The 21,049-nt window shown below is 68.1% G+C and carries 17 protein-coding genes and 1 pseudogene; 10 read left to right on the top strand and 8 right to left on the bottom strand.

The features are described from left to right. Positions 1–54 precede the first annotated feature (54 nt). The 3 genes from QF037_RS01235 to QF037_RS01225 all read left to right on the top strand — a co-directional run bounded on the left by QF037_RS01235 (position 55) and on the right by QF037_RS01225 (position 2,602). Positions 55–264, top strand: a complete 210-nt coding sequence (locus QF037_RS01235; RefSeq protein ID WP_307020939.1) for a hypothetical protein — start codon at positions 55–57, stop codon at positions 262–264. 437 nt (positions 265–701) lie between these two features. Then, a complete protein-coding gene (locus QF037_RS01230) occupies positions 702–1,208 on the top strand; it encodes a hypothetical protein (RefSeq protein ID WP_307020937.1) in 507 nt (168 codons plus the stop codon). A gap of 950 nt (positions 1,209–2,158) precedes the next feature. Beyond that, entirely contained in the window at positions 2,159–2,602 is a 444-nt protein-coding gene (locus QF037_RS01225) for a hypothetical protein (protein ID WP_307020935.1), read from the top strand. A 61-nt stretch (positions 2,603–2,663) separates the two neighbouring features. Here QF037_RS01225 and QF037_RS01220 read toward each other — a convergent pair whose 3' ends face one another. From QF037_RS01220 to QF037_RS01200, 5 genes and pseudogenes are all read right to left on the bottom strand, one after another. Continuing rightward, positions 2,664–2,990: a hypothetical protein gene (locus tag QF037_RS01220; RefSeq protein ID WP_307037811.1), complete on the bottom strand. Its 327-nt coding sequence runs from the start codon at positions 2,988–2,990 to the stop codon at positions 2,664–2,666. 49 nt (positions 2,991–3,039) lie between these two features. Continuing rightward, positions 3,040–3,304 (bottom strand): annotated as a pseudogene (locus QF037_RS01215) (ABC transporter permease); the annotation flags it as partial. Positions 3,305–3,353: 49 nt separating this feature from the next. Further along, positions 3,354–4,112 (bottom strand): ABC transporter permease, encoded by a 759-nt coding sequence (locus QF037_RS01210; protein ID WP_307020933.1) that lies wholly within the window; start codon positions 4,110–4,112, stop codon positions 3,354–3,356. Continuing rightward, positions 4,109–5,638 (bottom strand): ABC transporter permease subunit, encoded by a 1,530-nt coding sequence (locus QF037_RS01205; RefSeq protein WP_307020931.1) that lies wholly within the window; start codon positions 5,636–5,638, stop codon positions 4,109–4,111. The genes QF037_RS01210 and QF037_RS01205 overlap by 4 nt, the downstream gene beginning before the upstream one ends. Beyond that, entirely contained in the window at positions 5,635–6,570 is a 936-nt protein-coding gene (locus tag QF037_RS01200; protein ID WP_307020929.1) for an ATP-binding cassette domain-containing protein, read from the bottom strand. Before QF037_RS01200 ends, QF037_RS01205 begins: the two co-directional genes overlap by 4 nt. Before the next feature lie 183 nt (positions 6,571–6,753). Here QF037_RS01200 and QF037_RS01195 point away from each other — a divergent pair, with 183 nt between their 5' ends. The 3 genes from QF037_RS01195 (at position 6,754) to QF037_RS01185 (ending at position 9,352) form a co-directional block, all read left to right on the top strand. After that, on the top strand, positions 6,754–7,416 hold the full coding sequence (locus QF037_RS01195; RefSeq protein ID WP_307020927.1) for a response regulator transcription factor: 663 nt from the start codon (positions 6,754–6,756) through the stop codon (positions 7,414–7,416). Next, positions 7,413–8,555: a sensor histidine kinase gene (locus tag QF037_RS01190; protein WP_307020925.1), complete on the top strand. Its 1,143-nt coding sequence runs from the start codon at positions 7,413–7,415 to the stop codon at positions 8,553–8,555. Before QF037_RS01195 ends, QF037_RS01190 begins: the two co-directional genes overlap by 4 nt. 662 nt (positions 8,556–9,217) lie before the next feature. Beyond that, a complete protein-coding gene (locus QF037_RS01185; protein WP_307020923.1) occupies positions 9,218–9,352 on the top strand; it encodes a hypothetical protein in 135 nt (44 codons plus the stop codon). A 556-nt stretch (positions 9,353–9,908) separates the two neighbouring features. Here QF037_RS01185 and QF037_RS01180 read toward each other — a convergent pair. The 3 genes from QF037_RS01180 to QF037_RS01170 all read right to left on the bottom strand — a co-directional run bounded on the left by QF037_RS01180 (position 9,909) and on the right by QF037_RS01170 (position 15,931). Next, on the bottom strand, positions 9,909–12,248 hold the full coding sequence (locus QF037_RS01180; protein WP_307020920.1) for an alpha-L-fucosidase: 2,340 nt from the start codon (positions 12,246–12,248) through the stop codon (positions 9,909–9,911). A 394-nt stretch (positions 12,249–12,642) separates the two neighbouring features. Further along, positions 12,643–14,613 (bottom strand): glycoside hydrolase family 97 protein, encoded by a 1,971-nt coding sequence (locus tag QF037_RS01175; RefSeq protein ID WP_307020918.1) that lies wholly within the window; start codon positions 14,611–14,613, stop codon positions 12,643–12,645. A gap of 133 nt (positions 14,614–14,746) precedes the next feature. After that, the gene (locus QF037_RS01170; protein ID WP_307020916.1) at positions 14,747–15,931 is read right to left on the bottom strand and encodes an ROK family transcriptional regulator; all 1,185 of its coding nucleotides are present in this window, start codon (positions 15,929–15,931) and stop codon (positions 14,747–14,749) included. Between the two features lie 318 nt (positions 15,932–16,249). Between QF037_RS01170 and QF037_RS01165 the strand changes: the two genes are divergently transcribed. From QF037_RS01165 to arfA, 4 genes are all read left to right on the top strand, one after another. Further along, positions 16,250–17,524, top strand: a complete 1,275-nt coding sequence (locus QF037_RS01165) for an ABC transporter substrate-binding protein (RefSeq protein ID WP_307020914.1) — start codon at positions 16,250–16,252, stop codon at positions 17,522–17,524. Positions 17,525–17,539: 15 nt separating this feature from the next. Next, on the top strand, positions 17,540–18,508 hold the full coding sequence (locus QF037_RS01160; protein ID WP_307020912.1) for a carbohydrate ABC transporter permease: 969 nt from the start codon (positions 17,540–17,542) through the stop codon (positions 18,506–18,508). Further along, positions 18,508–19,380 carry a carbohydrate ABC transporter permease gene (locus tag QF037_RS01155; RefSeq protein WP_307020910.1) on the top strand — a complete coding sequence of 291 codons (873 nt, stop codon included), beginning with the start codon at positions 18,508–18,510 and terminating at the stop codon, positions 19,378–19,380. Before QF037_RS01160 ends, QF037_RS01155 begins: the two co-directional genes overlap by 1 nt. Positions 19,381–19,445: 65 nt before the next feature. Continuing rightward, complete coding sequence (gene arfA, locus QF037_RS01150; RefSeq protein ID WP_307020908.1) at positions 19,446–20,981, top strand: arabinosylfuranosidase ArfA; 1,536 nt, start codon at positions 19,446–19,448, stop codon at positions 20,979–20,981. Positions 20,982–21,049 lie beyond the last annotated feature (68 nt).

The raw sequence follows: 21,049 nt of genomic DNA, 5'->3' as shown, positions 1-21,049 counted from the left end.
ACCGCCCGACGATCCGCCCACTCCGCCCCCGGACGACAACAACTAGGAGCACCCATGGCAGCCAGCACCCGACAACCAACCCCCACCAGCAGGGATCTAGCCGAGGACGAGTACCGCACCGACCAGATCCGCGGCCGGAGGTACTGCCCGGTGCATCGCAGCCAGCAGATGATGCCGCTCCTGGCCGGCCTGGATGTCTGCCCGGTGTGTCCCGAGGGTGAACGCCGGAGCCAGCTGCCGCAACCCACGAACGAACGCGGCTGACGTCTCGGCCACCGTCACCCCTGGAAAGGCCGAGTGACCGAGACGTCAGGCTCCCGAACCCCGCGAAGGGAGGGGAACGCAAATGAGCGTAGACAGTACGCCCCCAGCTCCGGGACCAGATCCGCCCGGCAGCCCGCCGCCGCGTACGCGGCGAGGCCCGCAGTAATACAGCTCAGCGGCCATGAACCCCCGCTACCGGCCGCAGCGGTGCGCCGGTAGCGGGACGAGCGCGGCCGCCCGAGACGGCCTCCCCAATTCCTGCTGCCAGGCGGATGGGGCGGGGTCGGGGCGCCCCCGGTCCTTCGATCGGGGGCGTTGTCGTGCGAACGTAGTACTCCAGTGGTACGAGGCCTTCGTCGTTGGTTGTGTTGGACGCGAGGGGATCCGCCTGCCTCTGGGCTGTACCGTCTTCGGTGGCGATCACCGGGAGGGGCGGGATGACCAATGGGCTCCGGTTCAGTTGGGAACTGAGCGGCAGCGGCTGGGCGACGTGCCGCATCAAGGACGGCTCTTCGGAGCGGAAGGACATCGTCAGCTACTGCACGGATGCTCTTGCCGACGTGCTTCACGGTGTGGCGGGTTTGTACGGCCCCACACCTGTCCAGCGCTTCTCCTTTGACCTGGAACCGGCTGAAGTGAGGTGGATTCTGCGAGGCAGGGGTCCGGAAGATGATCTGTCCATCTACCGCTTCCCTGACATGTCCGCGAGCTTCGATGCGCCCGACCAGGAAGGCACGCTCGTCTGGGGCTCCACGCAGCCGCGAGGCCTTCTCGGACACGTCGTCCTGGAGGCCGCTCAGTCAGTACTGGAGGTCCACGGCGAGGACGGCTATCTGGCGAAGTGGGTTCAGCACCCCTTTCCCATCGCTGCACTGCAAGACCTCCGTCGGTTGCACCTCCAGCACGACAGGTGTGAAATGCAGCATGCCGTGACCATTTCATAGGACGCTTGCCAGGCAAGATGCGTTCGACAACAGTGCCCAGCGCGCGGTGTCCTTTATCGATGGCAGCGCAATACGCCGAGCTGCCGGTGAGCGATCAGGCAGCAGACGAGTTTGCGGAAGGCTTCGTGGACGTCAGCTGGGGCAACTCGGCCTGGATACGGTCGGCTTGCTCCTTGAAGCTCGTCCACCCGGCGCCGAGCGGAGAGTTCGTGTTGTTCAGCAGTGCGACGAGCGACGGTATCCTCAAGCTCCGCGGGAGCCACGACACAACAACCATCACTCCCACGAGATCGCGGCTCCTATGCCCCGCCAGGGAAAACGCAGCCCTCAAACTTGGCAAGACAACAGTTCCCGCCGTCACGAAATCGTTCCTGCCTGGGCACGCAATGAACCGGGAGGCTGAACCCGCGACGACGGGATCGGAACCAGCGGACCTACCGCACTCTCATCCTCGTCTCCAGAGACTCGCGAGCGATCACGGCAACCCTCTACCATTCCTCCACGGGGGCGCGACGTCGTTGCCTCACGGGGGAGTTGGTCGTCATGCCGCCGAAGACTTGTCGCATACCAATCCACGCACTGTCGGCAGCCGTCGAGAACGTGCTGACGAGAGACTCGACCACCAGATCCAGCCGACCGCCCATCACGGCTCGTCCCATCTGTGGTGGCTCTCTGAGCCGATCCATCTGATCGGCAGCGCCCCGCTCGGCAAACGCAGCGTAGAGATCACCTTTCAGTTGGACCGTGGTGTTGTGACCACGTCGCTCCGGAGGAGGTCGTATGTTCGGCGGCGGTACATCCAAACGCTTACGCCAACGACGTATGAGAGAGGCGATCGAGCGTGGCGACACGCTGCTCGCCCAGCGGGAGTTGGACGGTGCCGAGGACGCGTACCAGCAGGCGCTGCCCTCACCCCGGACTCGGCAGAGGCCCTCTACAGCGTCGGCTGCGTGGCTTCGCACCGGCGGGACTTCGACGAAAGCCTGGAGTGGGCGCAGCGCGCGCTCCAGGCCGACAGCGCCCACCAGGGGGCCCGCGCCCTGGCAGGCAACGCCCTTCTGGCGATGGAGCGTTACGCCGAAGCACTCGACATGCTTTCCGGTGTCTCCCGCTACCATGGCCTGACCACACGTATCCACATCGCCCTGTGCCACGAAGGGCTGGGCCACCTGGTCTCCGCAGAGCGCGAGTTGCGTGCGGTGCTGGAAAGCGACCCCACGTACCTCACACGTCACGCCGCCGTCGCGATGTACGACCACCAGCCCTTCTGGGCCGATGTACACGCCCACCTGGCTCGGGTGCTGCGGTTGCGCGGAGACGACGAGGAGGCTCGGCTGCACTACCATCTCGCCAAGCGGGTCGACCCGACTTCCTCTTTCTGGTGGGCGGGATAGGGGGCATCCCGTGAAACGGGCGACCGCGGCGGGCACTGCGGACTGCGCGGCTGGACAGCCCTCAGACCGCGATCGGTTCGGGGTCGGGCTGTTTGGGATAGGGCCGCTGGGCGGGGATGCCGAGCTTGATCTGCTCACGCTCGCGCCCGCTTCGCCCGAGCCGCCATACGTAGCGGTGCGCTCCGCGGTGGCGTACGTTGCGGGCCCCGACCGCGACCAGGGCCTCCCGAAGCCAGACGGCCGGGTTGCACCCGGCCCGCGGCACTGGAGCCCCGAGCGCGATGAGTTGGGCTTCGGCGTACTGATGGCCCTGTTCCTGGCGGCGGATCTTCTGCGCTGTGCGGTCGGAAACGCTCGGGTTCGCGGAATCTCGGATGGCTGAGGGCAAGAACCCGCACGCGAGTAGCCGTTGGACGGCTTCTGGCGAGCGGGCTCGGGATGGACCAGGCGACCATGAGCCACCCGTTGTGGCCGATTTGGGTGCCGAGGAGGAGGACGCGCAGAGTCTCGATGGCGGGCGTGAACGGCTGGTACTTGGCGATCGGCTGGAACCACCCCGGCATCGCGTCGATCGGGGTGAACGCAGTGGAGATGCGCGACAGGAGGATCAGCGGCATCGCGCTGTTGCTGGACGGCGGTCGGGCTGGCCATGCCCAGCCCGATCGCGATCCAGGCGAGTGCCAGGGCGAAGAGCGTGAGCAACAGGTAGCCGCTTGCAGCGGGGGCGGAGACGGCTGGCCGGAGAGGGCGTTCAGGCGTCACGTATGCGCAGCAGCAGGCCGCCAGCCAGCAGCGCCGCGGCGGCCCACCCGGCGGTCACGCCGAGGCCGGCCCAGGGGCTGATGGGCAGGCTGCCGAGATCGGTGGTGGCCTGGACGGCGAGCCCGGCGCTCATCGGCGCGATCTTCTCGAGCAGGCGCTGCCAGTCCGGGTCGCTGATGGTCTGGGAGACGATCGGGACGATGTACAGCAGGCCGAGGACGACCCCGACGCTGGTGGCGGAGTCCCGCACGGCGGTCGCGACACCGAGGCTCAGAAGACCGATCAGAATCAGGTAGAGGACCGTCCCGAAGACCGCGCGCAGCGTCGGCCCGTCGGACAGGGACAGGGCCTGGTCGCCGAGGTCGGGCAGGATGAGCCGCCCGGCGAGCACTGACCCGAGGACGGCGACCGTTCCGCCGACGGCCACGACTCCGGTGAGAGTGATGGCCTTGGCCGCGAAGGCGGTGGCTCGCCGCGGCACCGTCGTCAGGGTGATGCGGATCATGCCCGTGCTGTACTCGCCGCTGATGATCAGCACTGCCAGGATGGTGACCAGCGCCTGGCCGAGGTAGACGCCCATGAGGGTGAGCTTGGTCGTGTCGCCGCCACAGCCACTGGCCGTGCAGTTCACCACCGAGGTCGCCACGGTGCTCAGGGCCACCGTCGCCGCGACGGTACCTAACAGCAGCCATAGAGGGCTGGCGACGGTCCGCATCTTCGTCCATTCCGCGTGCAATGCCAGTCTCATGCGTCCCTCCTGTTGAGAAGGATGGCGGCCACGGCCAGACTTGCCACCGCGTAGCCGGCCAGGACGGCGAACCCGGCCCATGGCGCCAGCGGGTAGTAGCCGTAGTAGGGCGTGTAGTTGCTTGCGACCTGGTCATATGGCACAAGCGTCTGTTGGACGGCGAAAGCTGCGCCCGGTGTCACCGTGGCCACTGCCGTCGACACGCTTGCGGGCATGAACGGGATGGCGATCAGGATGTAGGGCAGCACGATGGCCACGATGACCGTGGTGACCGGGCCCGCACTGTGCCGGAAGATGGCGCCGACGGAGAGGGCCAGGACCGAGGCGGTCGCGAGCAGCGCCGCGGTCCCGAGCTCCACCCGCAGTTCGGTCGAGGACGACACCGGGAAGATGTAGACGCCGTTGCCCCGGGCGAGCCGCTCACCGAGCGGAATCGCGAGGATCGCCCCCACCAACCCGGCGACGAAGGTGACGGCCCACAACACGATCGCCTTGGCCACCAGCACTCGGCTCCGCCTCGGACTCGCGGCCAGGGTGAGGTGGACCATCTTGTTCCGGTACTCCTCGGTGATGAACAGCGCCCCCACGACGATCACCGCGATCAGCGCGGCGAACGTGCCGGCGAGGATGTCCCGGAGGTGGCCGCCGGTCGGCAGGCTGTCGCGGACCGCGGGCGCTATGTCGCCGGCACCGGTCACTGTGAACCGGGCGCCGGATCCCGTGAACGAACCCGAGACGTTCTCCGGGTAGCCGGCGAAGCTGGGGGATCTGGCTCCCACCTGACCGCCTGTCCAGTTGCCACCGGCCCAGCCCTCCTGGGTACGAAGATCCCCGAAGGTGGCCGTGGAAACACTGCCGGACGTGCCCCCGCCGCCCACGTGAGGCGGGGAGGCGACAAACAGCCCTACCTGCGCGGTCGAGCCGAGCCCGCTCACCTGCGCGGTGCCCACCTTGGTCCATTTCGTGCCGTCGGTGGAGGCATAGCCGGTGATCGTGTCGCCCGAACGGTCCAGCCGCAGCCAGCGGGGGGACTCGGCGGAGACCGGACCGGGGAGGCCGGCCGTGTCGTTGACGTAGCCGTCTTGCATCCGTACGCCGTGGCTGCCGGTGGCCATGATCGCCGCGTAGGGCGATCCCTGGCGGGTGCTTTCCTTGATGATGAGCCCGGCCTTCGCCCACGGCACGGTGCCGGGCCACAGGTTCCCGGGACCCTTGGGGATGCTGCTCTTGAGCGCGGAGACGGAGACGGTGATGCTGCCGTTTCCGGCGAGTGGCTGGTGCACAAAGTAGAAGCTGTCGGTGACCGGCCCACCGCCCGGTCCGATCGGAACGGGTGGTGAGCCCTTCTGGTTGCCGCTGATCCCGGCGAGCAGGGCGAACAGCACCATCATCAGTGGCGCCGCCATCATGCCGGTCACCCAGCCGCGGACGGTTCGGAACTTGGTCCACTCCGCGTGCACTACTTGGACAAAGCCGTTGCGCCCAGCCCGCTGCCCGGAACGGGACGGCGTGAGCGTGGCGGTCACTGCGAGACCTCCGTGGGCGTTGCGGCGCGGAACTCGACCGCCCTGCCGGTGAGCTCCAGGTAGACGTCCTCAAGGGTGGCGCGGTGTGCTGATACCTCGGAGAACGGCACCGCGCTCTGGCTGAGGAGCGTCACGATCCGTTCCGCAGGCAGACCGGCGACGGTAATGGTGTCGCGGCCCGTGGCCGCCACGCTCGCGCCGGCATGCGCGAGCACCCTCATCGCGTGCGTCCCAGCCGTGGTCCGCAGGGCCAGCCGGTTCTGGGAGGCGGCCGCGATCAGGTCGGCTATGTCGGCGTCGGCGACGGCCTTGCCGCGCCCGACCACGACGAGATGATCGGCCGTCTCCTGCACCTCACTCATCAGGTGGCTGGAGACCAGCACGGCGCGTCCCTGAGCGGCCAACGACCGCAGGAATCTGCGCATCCAGATGATGCCGTCGGGGTCCATACCGTTGAACGGCTCATCGAGCATGATGATCGGCGGGTCGCCCAGCAGGGCCGCGGCGATCCCGAGCCGCTGCCGCATGCCGAGCGAGTAGCCGCCAGCCTTGCGCCGGGCTGCCGGGGTCAGGCCGACCTGCTCGATCACCTGGTCCACCCGCCGCGCGGCCAGGCCCTGCGCGTGCGCCAGCCACAGCAGGTGGTTACGCCCGCTGCGGCCGGGGTGCAGCGCCGCGGCGTCCAGCAGTGAACCGACGTGGTTCAGCGGGTGCCGAAGGCCGTGGTACGGCTTGCCCTCGATGAGTGCGGTGCCCTCATCGACCGCGTCGAGGCCGAGGATCACTCGCATCGTGGTGGACTTCCCGGCCCCGTTCGGCCCCACGAGACCGGTCACCACACCCGGACGGACGGTAAAGGACATGCCGTCGAGGGCCAGGGTCGCCCCATATCGCTTGCGCAGTCCGACGACGACAATCCCTGGGGCGCTCATCGCAGCGGGCTCACGGTTCGAAATGCACTCATGCCGACGGTTGTACGCGGCACCGGGTTCCAGCCGGGTCGCAGCTGCTGCGACCCGGCTGAGACCTGGGATCTGGCATCGTTGGCGCATGTCACCTCGACCCGCGGGCCGGTTCGGCCGCCCCGCCCGCACGACGACCGGCGGTGGGGGGCGGTGAGGGTTCTCGTCGTCGAGGACTTTGAGGTCCTCGCCCGCTCCATCGGAAACGGGCTGCGCCACGAGGGCATGGCCGTCGACGTCGTCCTGGACGGGACCGCCGCCCTCGACCATCTGGCCGTCACCCGCTATGACGTTGTGATCCTCGACCGCGACCTGCCCGGCGTCCACGGGGACGAGGTCTGCCGACAACTCGCCCACGGCCGCTGCGCGACCCGCGTGCTGATGCTCACCGCGTCCGACACGATTGAGGACCGCGTCGTCGGGCTCAGCCTCGGCGCCGACGACTATCTGCCCAAGCCGTTCGCGTTCGCCGAACTGGTCGCCCGCGTCCGTGCCCTGGCCCGCCGCGCCACCCCACCGCTACCGCCCACCCTGGCATGCGGGGACATCGCCCTCGATCCGGCCCGCCGAGTTGCATTCCGGGCCGGCCGGCGCCTTGAGCTGAGCCCCAAGGAGTTCGCCCTGCTCGAATGCCTGCTCGCCGCACCCGGCCTGGTCATCTCCGCTGAGGAGCTGCTCGAACGAGTCTGGGACGCGGCCGCCGACCCCTTCAGCAGCGCCGTCAAGCACACCATGCACCGGTTGCGGGCCAAGCTCGGCAACCCGCCCGTGATCGAGACCATCCGCGAAGGCGGCTACCGCATTGGATCGTCATGACCTCCCAGCAGCTCGCCGGAAGGTCGTTGCAGACACGGCTCGCGCTCGCCTACGCGGCGGGCATCTACGCCGCCGGGGTCTTCGTGCTGGTCCTCGTCATTGTCCCGCTTGCCAGCGTCGATGCGGCCACACCCGTGGGCCACCCCTCGTCGAGCGTGACCACCGGAACCGGGCGCGGGATCAGCCTGCCCCACCTCCTCACGGGATCCGCCGTCGCCCTGGTCATTCTGATACCCGTCGCCCTGGCACTCGGCTGGTTCGTCGCCGGCCGGTTCCTGCACCCGCTACGCGCCATCACCACCACCGCCAAAAGCATCTCCGCCGGCAACCTCCACCGGCGCCTCGACCTCGGCGAGCCCACAGACGAGCTGACCGAACTCGGCCACACCCTCGACGACCTGTTCGCCCGCCTTCAAGCCTCCTTCGACGCCCAACGCCACTTCGTCGCCAACGCCTCCCACGAGCTACGCACCCCCCTCGCCGGCCTGCGCACCCTCCTCGAAGTCGCCCTCGCCGACCCCGACGCCGACACCGACAGCCTGCGCTCGGCCTGCGAGGAGGCCCTTGCCCTCGGCGAACACCAAGAGCGGCTCGTCAAGGCGCTCCTCGTCCTCGCCACCAGCGAGCGCGGAATCTCTCGTTGGGACACCCTCGACCTCGCCCAAGTCGTCGAAGGAGTGCTCGCCTCCCGCCGCGACCAAGCAACAGACCGAGGCATCGACCTGGCCGAACACCTAACGCCCGCCATGACGGCCGGAGATCCAAGACTGATCGAAAGCCTCGTCGCCAACCTCGTCGACAACGCCATCCGCCACAACCACCCAGACGGGCACGTAGAGATCACCACCCAGAACTCCGGCACCCAGGTGACCCTTACGGTCACCAACAGCGGGCCGGTCATCCGCGACAACCAGATCCAGCGACTCTTTCACCCCTTCCAGAAACTGGCGCCCGATCGTAACGGCCACTGCGAGGGCTACGGTCTCGGCCTCGCCATCGTCCACGCTGTCACCCATGCCCACCACGCCACCCTCACCGCCAGTGCACCCCCCGAAGGCGGCCTGTCCATCACCGTTCGGTTCACGCACACATCTCATCCGAACCTCAGCCAGGGGCAGCGCGGCAAGGACGCTGGGTAGGCGTCGTCGGCGCGGCCCTGGCCAGACAGCGGTACAAAACAAGTCTGCCCGCCCTGGTAGCCCATCGTTCGCACCGAAATTGAGGACCTGTCAGGTGTCGGCGGGCGGCACTCACCGGAGAGCTGGACGACGATGTCGTTGGCCCGCTTGGGCCCGTGACGTCCCTGCCACCTGCCCATGCACCCGCTGCTGCTGACTGGCGGGTGACCGGCGCGGCCATCGGGGCAGCTTCGCAGTACGCCCCGGGTGGGCGACGCCGACGTAATGCATGGCGGTCTGCTCCGTGATGCCGAACAGCCGCATCAGTTTGAGGGGATCGGCGGTCTCCAGCGCCTCGTTGAGGATCCTGTCTTGGCGCAGGCCGTCCAACGGCGTCGCCGCCGCCGCCAGGCCGCGTCCCGTGCCCACTGGTACTCGGACAGCGTGTCGAGGGAGAAAATCTCCTCATCGTGCGCCGAGATCCGAGCCTCGCGCCGCCGCTGGAGGGTGATGACGTCCGCGAGCCCGGTCTCTACGGACACCGCGGCCGGATCCACCGGCACGGCCGCGTCCGGGCGCACGAGCGTCAGCCCACGACTTTCGGAATCTGCCACAAACACGCAGGCCGCGCCCCCTAGATATGTGGTGCCGCTGGGCAGGGTGCTTGTGCCTACCGGGGTAGCTTGCTGTTCCTGCATCGGGTCGCCGCCAGGGGGATCACCGGTGGCGTCCCAGTCGACGCGTTCACCGCGCTGATCGCCCCGCAGCTCGACGACCCGTCGCGATCAACGGTGACGCGCTGCTGGACGAGCGGATGAGGTGGTGCTCCGCGGCGGTGAGGGCTGGTAGCACGGCGCCGCGTTCATTGCGGTCGCCGCGTGCGGCGAGGGTGCGGGCCAGGCGCAATTGGAGCAGGCAGCGGGGTTCTGAACGCGGGTCAGGGCGTGGTTGAGGATGGTGGCTGCGGTGGTGTGATCGCGGCGCCAGGCGGCCTGGTAGGCGAGGTCGCCCAAGAGGCCGGGGGTGTGTCAATTTAACGGCCCTGTCTCACATTCGGTGGTAACGGTAAGTAGCTGCCGTGGCTGGCAGTAACACCCCCAGATCAGCATGAGTGAAGCGACCGTCGACACCATGCACGCTCCGCTCGATGACCCGTCTGCGACTGCTTTCCTCGGAGCTCGGACCAGGCATAGTAGGGATGACGCTCTGTCATCACCGAATGTGAGACAGGGCCGCTCGTTTGACAGACCCTCAGGAACCGTCTGCGTCGAGAGGCTGGCCGGACAGGCCCATGGCGCTGACTCCAGTTGCGGCTCAGGAAGAGAGGGGATGGCAGGGGCGCGCCTTCCCGCGGCGTGCCCCTGCCAAGCGCCGTCACAGCGCGAGGACCTGCCACTCCTGGTTGGACCCGCCGGTGGAGGGCCACTGGATGACGTTGGCGCCGTCGGCGGTGGAGGCGTTGGCGACGTCGGCGCACCAGCCGGTGCGGACGTTGACGAGCCGGTGGTAGCCGCTGGTGGCCGAGGGGATCAGCTTCCACCTCTGGTTGTCGTCGCCGTTGTCGGACAGCTGGTTCAGGGTGGAGCCCTGGGTGTTGTTGGGGCTCTGCAGGAGCTTGCCGCTCTTGGCGTTGACCAGCAGGAACGATCCGTCAACGTTCGGCAGGAGGCTCCACTGCTGGTTGGTCCCGCCGCCGTAGGGCCACTGGATGAGCGTGGCGCCGTCGGCGGTCGAGGCGTTGGAGACGTCGAGGGCCTTGCCGCTCTTGCGGTTGATCACCTTGTAGGTGCCCAGGTCCGCGGTGAAGGGACGGTCGTAGACCTCCAGGTTGCGGATCGACGCGTACACCCCGGCGGGCAGCCCGGTGACGGTGACGCGGACGTACCGTGCCTGGGCCTGGAACACGGCCGTCTGGACCTGGCGCGTGCTGGGGGTTGCGGTGTTGTCGACGAGCGTGGTCCACGTGCTGTTGTCGGTGGAGCCCTCGACCTTGTACCGGTAGTTGGTCTTGTCCAGTTCCCAGGCGATCCGGGTGCCGGTCAGCGAGCGGGTCGAGCCGAGGTCGACCTTGAGCCAGTGGCCGGTGTTGCCGTCGTTCGCGCACCAGCGGGTGGCGGTGGAGCCGTCGACCGCCTTGGCCGCGGTGTTGCCCTTGGACGTCTCCTCGCTGTCGGCGGTCGCGGCCTTGCCGGCGGCGATGTCGGCAGGCTGCACGGAGCGGTCCAGCGTGACCCCGACGACGCTGTCCTCGGGGATGCGGGTGCGGTTGATGCCGGTGATCGTCACCCTGCCGTCGGCGCCCACGGTGTACGGGAGGTCGGTGCCCGCGGCGACGTCGAAGACGCGGGTGACCTGGGCGTCCCCGATCGACGGGGTGGTGAAGGAGGTTCCGCTGTAGCCGGGCAGCAGGTGGATGTAGAAGGTGTTGTCCTTGGACGTGAAGCCGTACTTGCCGTCCACCGGTTGCCAGGGTCCGCCGCGGGTGCCGTAGACGGCCTGGCCGCAGGAGGTCAGGAAGGAACCGACCCGGCGCACCGCTGCGGCCTGGTCGGCGGGGATCGCCCCGGTCCGGTCGGGACCGACGTTGAGCAGGCAGACCATGTTGCGTACCCAGGAGTTGACCAGGATGTTCATGATGGTGCTGAAGCTCATCACGGGTGCGCCGGCCTTGTAGCCCCAGGTGCCGCAGATGGTGAAGTTCTTCTCCGACAGAAGCTCGGTGCGCATGGCGCCGGAGGGGATCGAACCGCCTTCCTCGCTGATGTAGTCGCCCATCCAGCCGGAGCGCGGGTTGACCGCGACGTCGGGTTGGTGCTTGCGCACCAGGCCCATCACACCGAGGGGGCTGCCGGTGGCGGAGTCGGTCTCGCTGTAGGCGGCGTCCACCGGCCACTGATTGGCGCTGTCGCGGACCTTTCCGGGCTCCCAGAAGAAGGCGGCGTCCGCGTCCGGGCCTTGCTGGCCCAGCCAGCCGCCGTCGAAGTAGATGTCGTCGATCTTGCCGTACTTGGTCATCAGCTCCTTGACCTGCTGGTACACCTCGTTCTTCATGATCCGCGCGTTCTCCTTGTGCGCGGGATCGGTGGTGTATCCCCACTTGTTCGGCAGGCAGTTGGTGCCGGTGACGTCGTAGTAGCCGGGGTAACGCCAGCTCATCGGGGAGAAGTACAGACCGACCTTGAGCCCGGCGGCGCGTACGGCGGTGACGTACTCGCCGACCAGGTCCCGCTGCATCGGGGCCTGTCCGGCATGGAAGGCGTTCGGGTGGGTGGACGGCCACAGGGCGAAGCCCTCGTGGTGACGGGTCGTCAGAACGGTGTACTTCGCGCCCATGTCCTTGGCCAGCTGGGCCCAGTCGGCCGGCTTGTAGGCGCTCGCCGTGAACTGCTCGGTGGTCGCTTCGGTGAAGTACTTCTTGTAGTTCTCCGGCGTGACGGCGGAGTTCTCCATGTGCCACTCACCCTTGGCCGGGCCCGAGTACACACCCCAGTGGATGAACATGCCCAGCTTGGCGTCCTGCAGCCACTGGAGCTTCTCGTTGGACTGCTGCTCGATGCCCAGCTCCGACTTGGGGATCCGCAGCGGGAGAAGGGGCAGCGGCTGGGGGGAGGTGGCGGCGTGTGCGGCTGTCGCCAGGGTCGGTGAGACGGCGGCGGCGACCGTCATGGCGGCCATGGCGGTCAGCACTCTGCGGCGACTGATCGGTCCGGACATGGTTCTCTCCTGGCTGTTCACAGAAAAGCACGGATGGTCATGCGGCTCAGGCGTGGAGCGAGCACGTCGGGGGGACCGCGGCGGTGCGCCGTATGTCACCACTCATCGAGAAACATGGGACGGATTAGTTAGGTATCAAGGGCGTTCTTGACGAGGACGGCTCGGCACAGGCGTCTTGTTCGGGGGTGAAACGCTGATCAGGCACACGGGTTGCTTCCGGAGGCACGACGACGGACACGGAAAATCGGTACCGCTGCGGGGGCCGGGCCGGGCGACCGGTCAGGCCCGGCCCGCGCAGCACCCGGAGGCGGCTGCGGAAGTCCGTCAACTTCACGACCCGCGGCGCCTGGAAGTGCGTCACCATCACCGACCGACTGACCCCGCGTCCGTCGCGTCAGCTCGGTTTGAGGATGATCGCCTGGCCGCCCGCGGGAGCCATTGCCACGTTCAGCGTGGTGGCCGAGGTGACCGTCCGGGTGCTGACCACGACCGGCGTCTGGTAGGGGTTGGTGCCTGGGGTGCCGTCGGCGTAGACGGTCGCCGTGTATGTTCCGCCGCCCAGGAACGTGAGCGGGAGCGACAAGGTCCGGGACGTCTCGTTGGTCATCGCCCCGACGTACCAGGTGTCGCCGTGGCGGCGGGCGACGGCGGCGTACTGGCCGATCGATCCGGCGAGGGTGCGGCTCTGGTCCCAGGTGGTGGGGATGGCGTCGAACCATGGCAGCCCCGGCCAGTTGGACGTGTTGGCGTACTTGGACGGCGAGTCGTACCAGTACAGGAAGTTCAGCGGCTGGTAGAAGACCGCCGCCATGGCCATCTGGTGGACGTTGGTGGTCCGGTCCCGCGACTGGCCGTAGCAGATGGTGTAGTCCATCGGCCCGCCGATGTTGCGGGCGAACGGCAGGGTCACGTTGTGGCTGGCGGTCGGGAAGCGCTCGTTGCCGCGCACGCCCTCCATGTTGACCCAGTTCGGGTACGTCCGTTCGTAGCCGAACGGGCGCATGTTGTCGTGCATGTCGATCAGCAGGTTGTACTTGGCTGCCGTTCTGACCCAGTTGGTGATCTGGTTCGTCATCGCCTGGGTGCCGTCGTTGACGAATCCGAGCTTGACACCTTTGACGCCCCAGCTCTTGTAGAGGCTGAACAGGCTGTCGGGGTTGGTGGCCGCTACGCGGTCGACGTAGAGGATGACGCCGATGCCCTTGCTCGTGGCGTAGGAGATCACCGAGGGCAGGTCGATGTCCGCAATCGGCTTTGTCGCGTCGGTGCCTGTGACGTCGCCGTACCAGCCACCGTCGTACTCGATGAATTGCAGGCTGCGAGCCACGGCGAAGTCGACGCCCGCCATCCCGGCGGCGGTGGTCAGCTGTACCCGGAAGGCCTTGCCGGGCTTGATCCACGAGGTGTCGGCCAACGTGCTCGCGGGGGCCAGGTTGAGCACCAGCTCGGCGTTGTCGACCAGTTCGGCGTGGGTGGAGCCGGTCACCACCGCCCGCCACGGCGTGGCGAACGGCGTGGTGACCGCCGAGGTCGTCTGGACCCTGTCCGAACCGCGGCCGGTGTGCTCCATCAGGTAGGCGGCGAGGGCGCCCGGCTGCCCGGACACGGAGCTGAGCATCAGCCGCGGGAAGTTGAGACGCGAGGATTCGCAGATGCAGGCGATCAGGCTGCCGCCGGCGTAGGTGGCGGTCAGCGGCAGGTCGGTCAGCGGGCCGGTGTCCGTGGTCGAGGTGCCCGTGGAGGGGATCGAGCCGGGCGCGACCGGGTTGTAGGGGTCTTCGTCACGCGCGCTGTAGACCAGGGTGCTGTCGGGGAAGACGAACGTGGTCAGCTCGTCGGCGATGGTGGCGGTGCCCTTGCCGAGCAGCACGTACCGGAAGGCGACGCCGGTCGGGTAGGCGCGGATCTGGACGCTGAAGTTGATCAGCGAGGCGGTGTCCTGGAGGTTCCAGCGCATCTCCTGGTACCGGTCGCGGACGGTCGCGTTGCGGCCGTACACCGCAGTCCAGGTGTTCTCGATGGTCCAGTGCTGGTAGTTGGTGATCACCGTGCCGGCGGCGCCGAGCACCGTTCCGTCGCTCAGCTTGAGGCCGAGAGCCGAAGTGTCGACCAACGTCACGCCTCTTCGTTTCGCCGACCAGCTGAGCGCGCCCGAAGTCAGCGACATCGTGATGGTGTTGCTGCCGTCGGGGGCCGTCGCGGTGACGGAGGCGTCGGCCGCCGCGGCCGTCCCGGCCGCGCCGGCACCGAGCGCCGCGGCTCCCACGGTGACGGCGGCACCCTTGAGGAGCCCACGCCGCGAGAGCCCTCCCTGGGCGCCGGCCGATGGCTGTTCAGGTATGGCGTGGCTCGCTGAATCTGCCATGACTCGTGCACCTCTCCGTTGCATGCTTTTCGATTTGGGCACAAACAAACAAGGCCAAAGTTCCTGATTGCAGGCGCAGTTGGGCGCGCCCGGGAGTTCCGTCCTCGAGCTGGAGCCGCTCACAGCAGGAGTGTCAGGACAGGAATCCTTCGAGGACGAGGGTCGCCGCGCCGAGGCTGACCGGGTTGCGGTCGATGGGGCAGAGACTGATCTCGGTGCCTTCCCAGGGTTCGGCGAGTGCGTAGCGGGCGGCGGTGGCGCGCACATGCGGCAGGACGGCGCTTCCCAGACTGTCGGCGACCCAGCCGGTGAGCACGATGATCTGCGGGTTGCACAGGTTGATCAGGTTGGCGATGGCGATGCCGAGGTAGCGGCCGGTCGTGGCGATCACCTGCTGTGCGGCGGGGTCGCCGGCCGCGTGTGCGGTGGCCAGGGCGTTGATGGTCGCCATCTGGTCGTCGGGGTGCAGGAGCGGGCTGTCCGGGTCGGTTTCCGCGAGGTGCTGCATGATGCCGGGTGCGCCCACGTAGGTCTCCACGCATCCGACGCATCCGCGGCGGCAGTTGCGGCCGTCGATGACCAGGTTGGTGTGGCCCCATTCGCCAGCCGTGTTCGTGGCCCCGCGGTAGAGCGCCCCCTGGATGACCAGGCCCGCGCCGACGCCGGTTCCCAGGGTGAGTACGGCGACGTTGTCGCGGCCGCGGGCGGCACCGAACCACAGTTCGGCGATGGTGCTCGCACGCAGCGGATTGTCGAGGATGACCGGCACATCAGGGAGCCGGTCGGTGAGCAGGGCCAGCAGTGGCACGTCGTTCCAGTTCCAGTTCGAGGCGAAGACGGAGGCTGTGCCGTCCGGCCGTACCTGGCCGGGAATGCTGACGCCGACCCCGAGAATCCTGCCGCGCTCCACCTGGGCCTGCGCGATCGCGTCGTCGATGCCGCGGACGATTCGGTCCACGACGTAGTCCGGCGAGTTGGTGTGCGGGTGCAGTTCGTACTCGGCTCTGGCCAGAACCCGCAGAGCGGGATCGAAGACCTCGACGTGGACGTAGGTCTCGGCGATGTCGACGCCGATGAGCCGGGGACCCTCGAGGGCGGGCGCGAGGAGGTTCCGCGGGCGTCCGCCGCCCGAAGCCTGCTGTCCGATCTCGGCCAGAAGCCCAAGCTCGTGCAGCTCGTTGACGATGTCGGAGGCGGTGGCCACTGACAGGCCCGTGGCTGCGGCGATGTCGCGCCTGACGACGGGCGCCGAGGCGATGAGATGCCGCATCACCGCGAAACGGTTGGTCCGGCGAATGTCCTGGTACGTCCGCTTCAACGACGTTGTCCTGTGTTCGATGGGGGCTGGGGCGCCTGATCGTATCCACGGGGAGCGCGTCGTTGGAACCGCCGTGCACAGACTTTTTCTGGCTTGTTGACGAAGGGGTGTAGCGCGCATAACCTGCGTCTCGCCTTGCTCGCTGCAACCCCGTCAGCGGCAAGGATTCCCCCCTCCGATTGCGTGCCCCCACCCCGCGGGTTTCGCGTCGCGCTCCTACCGGCCGCACTCCGCCGCCGTCCACAGCGTCATCACCCGCCGTCGCGGCCTCGTCCCCAAGGCCCGGTCCCACACCCGTACTTCACAGCAGAGGTAGCCATGTCCCCTGAGCAGAACCCCAGCAGACCGTTCGGCCGCAGGTCCTTCCTGCGCGGCTCCGGCACCGTGGCAGCGGCGGGATTCCTCGCCGCGTGCGGCGGGAACACCGGTCGCGGCGGCGGCTCCGCCGGCGGTAAGGCGGCGATCAGCCAGTGGTACCACCAGTACGGCGAGGCCGGCACTCAGCAGGCGGCGCTGCGGTACGCGAAGGCGTACACCAAGGCCGACGTGTCGGTGCAGTGGATCCCCGGTGACTACGCCTCCAAGCTCTCCAGCGGCCTGGTCTCCAGCAGCGGCCCCGACGTCTTCGAGTTCCACCCCGACGTCCAGATGGCGAAGTCCGGGCAGATCGTGCCGCTGGACGACATCATCGCGGACGTGAAGTCCGACTTCACGGAGAAGGATCTGACCGCCAACTCGGTTGACGGCAAGGTCTACGGCATCCGCATGATCGACGACCCGCAGTTCCTGTACTACCGCAAGAGCCTGCTGGAGAAGGCGGGTGTCCAGCCCCCGACCACCTTCGACGAGCTGATAGACGCCTCCCGCAAGCTCGACAAGGGCGGGGTCAAGGGTCTGTACCTCGGCCTGAAGGGCGGCAGCGACATCCTGGCCAGTCCCCTGATCTGGGCCACCGGCAGTGAACTGCTGACCGCCGACCACAAGGTCGCCTTCGACAACCAGGCGACCGTCGACGGTCTGAAGAAGATGCGCGAGCTGTACACCAGCAAGACGCTGCTGCTCGGCGCCCCCACCGACTGGTGGGACCCGTCGGCGTTCATCCAGGGCCTGACCGCGATGCAGTGGTGCGGCCTGTGGGCGATGCCCGGCATCCAGAAGGCACTCGGTGACGACTTCGGCATCGTCCCCCTGCCCGGCATCGGCAGCGCCGGCCGCCAGGTGGTCTACAACGGCGGCTGGTCCACCTACGTGAGCGCCAAGGCCAAGGACGTCGACGCGGCCAAGGCGTTCGTGAAGTGGCTGTGGATCGAGCAGACGAAGTTCCAGGAGGACTGGTGCACCTCGTACGGCTTCCACATCCCCCCGCGCAAGAGCCTGGCGGCGAAGGCCACCAAGCTGCAGAACGGCACCGCCGCCGAGGCGGTGAAGCTGTTCGAGACCAAGGGGCACTATGACGACCCGTACTGGACCCAGGCCATGGTGACGATTTCCCAGGACATGGTGAACAACGCCGTGGTCAGCGGAAAGAACCCCGAGTCCGAGGTGGCCAAGGCCCGCACCCGGGTCGAGGCCGAACTCAAGAAGATCGCCTGAGGGGCCCTGACAGGCATGACAACCACCACCACCCGTGGCGCCCGCCCGGGCGCCACCGCGCCACCCGGCCCCGCGGCGAAGGCGACACGTGACGGGCACGGGGTGCGAGGCAGCACCCGCACCTTCTGGCTCTTCGCGGGTCCCTTCCTGGCCGGTCTCCTGCTGTTCGTCTACGTGCCGGTCGGCTGGAGCTTCTACCTGAGCCTGTTCCAGGCCCAGAACACGGTCAGCCCGACGAAGTTCGTCGGCCTGGACAACTACGCGGACATCCTCACCGAAGGGCCGTTCACCGACAGCCTGTGGACCTTCACGCTCTTCGCGCTGATCGTCGTCCCTCTCACCTACGTCCTGGCTCTGGCGCTCGCGCTGCTCGTCCATCGCATCCGCGTCGCCCGTGCCTTCTTCCGTTCGGTGTTCTTCATCCCCACCGCGTGTTCCTACGTCGTGGCCTCGATGGTGTGGAAGCTGTCGATCTTCAACGGGGTGCGCTTCGGTCTCGCCAACACCGTCCTGGGCTGGTTCGGGATCGAACCCATCGCCTGGATCGGGACCGTCTCCCCGCCCTGGTACTGGATGGTGCTGGTCACCGTACGGCTCTGGCTCCAGCTGGGCTTCTACATGATCCTCTTCCTGGCCGCCCTCCAGCAGATCCCCAAGGAACTGTACGAAGCCGCCTGGACGGACGGCGCCCGACCCGGCTGGCAGACCTTCCGGCACATCACCCTGCCGCAGCTGCGCACGACCTCGGTCGCCGTGGTGCTCCTTCTGCTGATCGCGGCCTACCAGGCGTTCGACGAGTTCTACAACCTGCTGCCCAACACCCCTTACGCACGGCCACCGTTGGTCTACCTCTACTACACGGCCCTCGGGCAGGGTCAGGACTTCGGCCACGGCAGCGCCGGGGCGCTGGTGCTGTCGGCACTCATCACGATGGTGACGCTGCTGCAGGGCCGGATCTTCGGCTTCGGAAAGGCGGACAGCTGATGGCCACCTCGTCCACCGCCCAGGTCAGCGGCCGCCCACGCACCGTGGGCGAACGGGCCGGCAGCGTCGCCCTGTACACCGTCGCCGTGGCCACGGCGCTGCTGTTCCTGGTCCCGTTCTATCTGCTGATCCGCAACAGTCTGGCCACTGACGCTGACCTCACCGGGGTGAACTGGAAGTTCTTCCCGAGCACGCTGCACTGGGAGAACATCTCCGAGCTGTTCAACGACCCCGCAGTTCCCATGGCGCGCAGCATGTGGAACTCCCTCGTCGTCGGGGTGCTCGGCACCGCCGGGCAGCTGCTGGTCTGCTCCCTGGCCGGCTATGCGCTGGCCCGCGTCCCGTACCGGCACGCCAACAAGATCTTCTACGCGGTGCTGGCCACCCTCATGATCCCCAGCGCGGTCACCTTCGTGCCCAGCTTCGTCCTCGTGTCGTCACTGGGCTGGGTCTCCAGCCTGCAAGGTCTCATCGTGCCCGGCCTGTTCAGCGGCTTCACCGCCTTCCTCTTCCGGCAGTACTTCCTCGGCTTCCCCAAGGAACTGGAGGAGGCCGCCCGGATCGACGGTCTCGGCAGCTGGGGCACGTACTGGCGGATCGTCGTCCCCAACTCCACCGGCTTCTTCTCGGCGATCGCGGTGATCACCTTCATCACCAACTGGAACGCCTTCCTGTGGCCGCTGGTCATCGGCCAGGACCAGTCCAGCTGGACGGTGCAGGTGGCCCTGTCGACCTTCACCACCGCGCAGACCGTCAACATCCACGAGCTGTTCCTCGCCGCCACCGTGTCCATCCTGCCGCTGGTGCTCGTCTTCCTCTTCCTGCAGCGATACCTGGTCGAAGGCGTCGCGCACACCGGCATCAAGGGCTGACCGCAGAGCGCCCCGGCAACCGTACAGAACGCCACTCATCGCACCGATCCATCCCGGAGTGACCCATGCCCAACCCCGCCAGCCACCCGCCGCTCGCAGGGGCCGTACACCTGGACCCCAACTTCACCGTCGGCGAGGTGAATCCGCGGCTGTTCGGATCCTTCGTCGAGCACCTCGGCCGCTGCGTCTACACCGGCGTCTTCGAACCGGACCACCCGAGCGCCGACGAGGACGGACTGCGCACCGACGTCCTGGCCCTGATCCGGGAACTGGGCGTCACGATGGTCCGCTACCCCGGCGGCAACTTCGTCTCCGGCTACCGCTGGGAGGACGGAGTCGGCCCGGTGGAGCAGCGGCCCCGCCGGCTCGACGGCGCCTGGCGGACCGTCGAGACGAACCGGTTCGGGCTGAACGAGTTCATGCGCTTCGCGGCCAAGGCCGACGTCGAGCCGATGCAGGCCCTCAACCTCGGCACCCGTGGCCTGCAGGAGGCACTCGACCTCCTGGAGTACACCAACCACCCCGCCGGCACGGCCTTCTCCGAGCTGCGCCGCTCGCACGGCGTGGACAAGCCGCACGGCATCCAACTGTGGTGCCTGGGCAACGAGATGGACGGCCCCTGGCAGCTCGGCCACAAGAGCGCCGACGAATACGGCCGCCTAGCCGCCGTCACCGCCAAGGCCATGCGCGACGTCGACCCCGGCCTGGAACTGGTCGCCTGCGGAAGCTCCAACCGCTCCATGCCGACCTTCGGCGCGTGGGAGGCGACGGTCCTGGAGCACACGTACGACCTCGTCGACTTCATCTCCTGCCACGCCTACTACGAGGAGAGCGACGGTGACGTCGACAGCTTCCTCGCCTCGGCCGCCGACATGGAAGCATTCATAGACGGGGTGGTCGCCACCGCCGACCACATCGGGGCCAAGCGCCACTCAAGCAAGCGGATCAACCTCTCCTTCGACGAGTGGAACGTCTGGTACCAGAGCCGGCCGGTCAACAACACCGACACCCCGGACTGGAGCGTAGCCCCGCGCCAGCTCGAGGACGTCTACACCGTCACCGACGCCGTCGTGGTCGGCAGCCTGCTGATCACCCTGCTGCGCCACTGCGACCGCGTCACCGCCGCCTGCCTCGCCCAGCTGGTGAACGTCATCGCCCCCATCATGACCGAGCCCAGCGGCCCGGCCTGGCGGCAGACCATCTTCTATCCCTTCGCCGACGCGGCCCGACACAGTGGCGGCCAGGTGCTCCGGCTCGCCCTGGACAGCCCCGTCCATGACACCGCCCGCTACGGCGAGGTGCCACTGCTGCACGCGACCGCCGTCCGGCAGGAGGACGGGACGCTCACCGTCTTCGCCGTCAACCGGCACACCACGAGGCCGCTCGAACTCACCGCCGACCTGCGGGCGTTCAACCCGGTGGCCGGGCAGGTGACGCACACCGCCCTGGCCGACCCCGACCGCCAGGCGGCCAACACGCTCCAGCAGCAGGACCGCGTGACGCCGAAGCCGGTGACCGGCACGATCACGGACGGCGGCCGGCTGAGTGCCGTGCTGCCGCCGATGTCCTGGAACACCATCACCATCCCGCTCGCCCCCTGAGCGGCCCCAGGCCCACCCCCCTGTTCCACCCGCGCACCCGCAGCATCCCCGACCTCAACGGAGAGGTG

This window comes from Streptomyces canus (assembly GCF_030815415.1).
Lineage (GTDB): Bacteria > Actinomycetota > Actinomycetes > Streptomycetales > Streptomycetaceae > Streptomyces > Streptomyces canus_F.
Note: the sequence above shows the minus strand (reverse complement) of the source record. Positions and strands in the feature narration are given on the sequence as shown.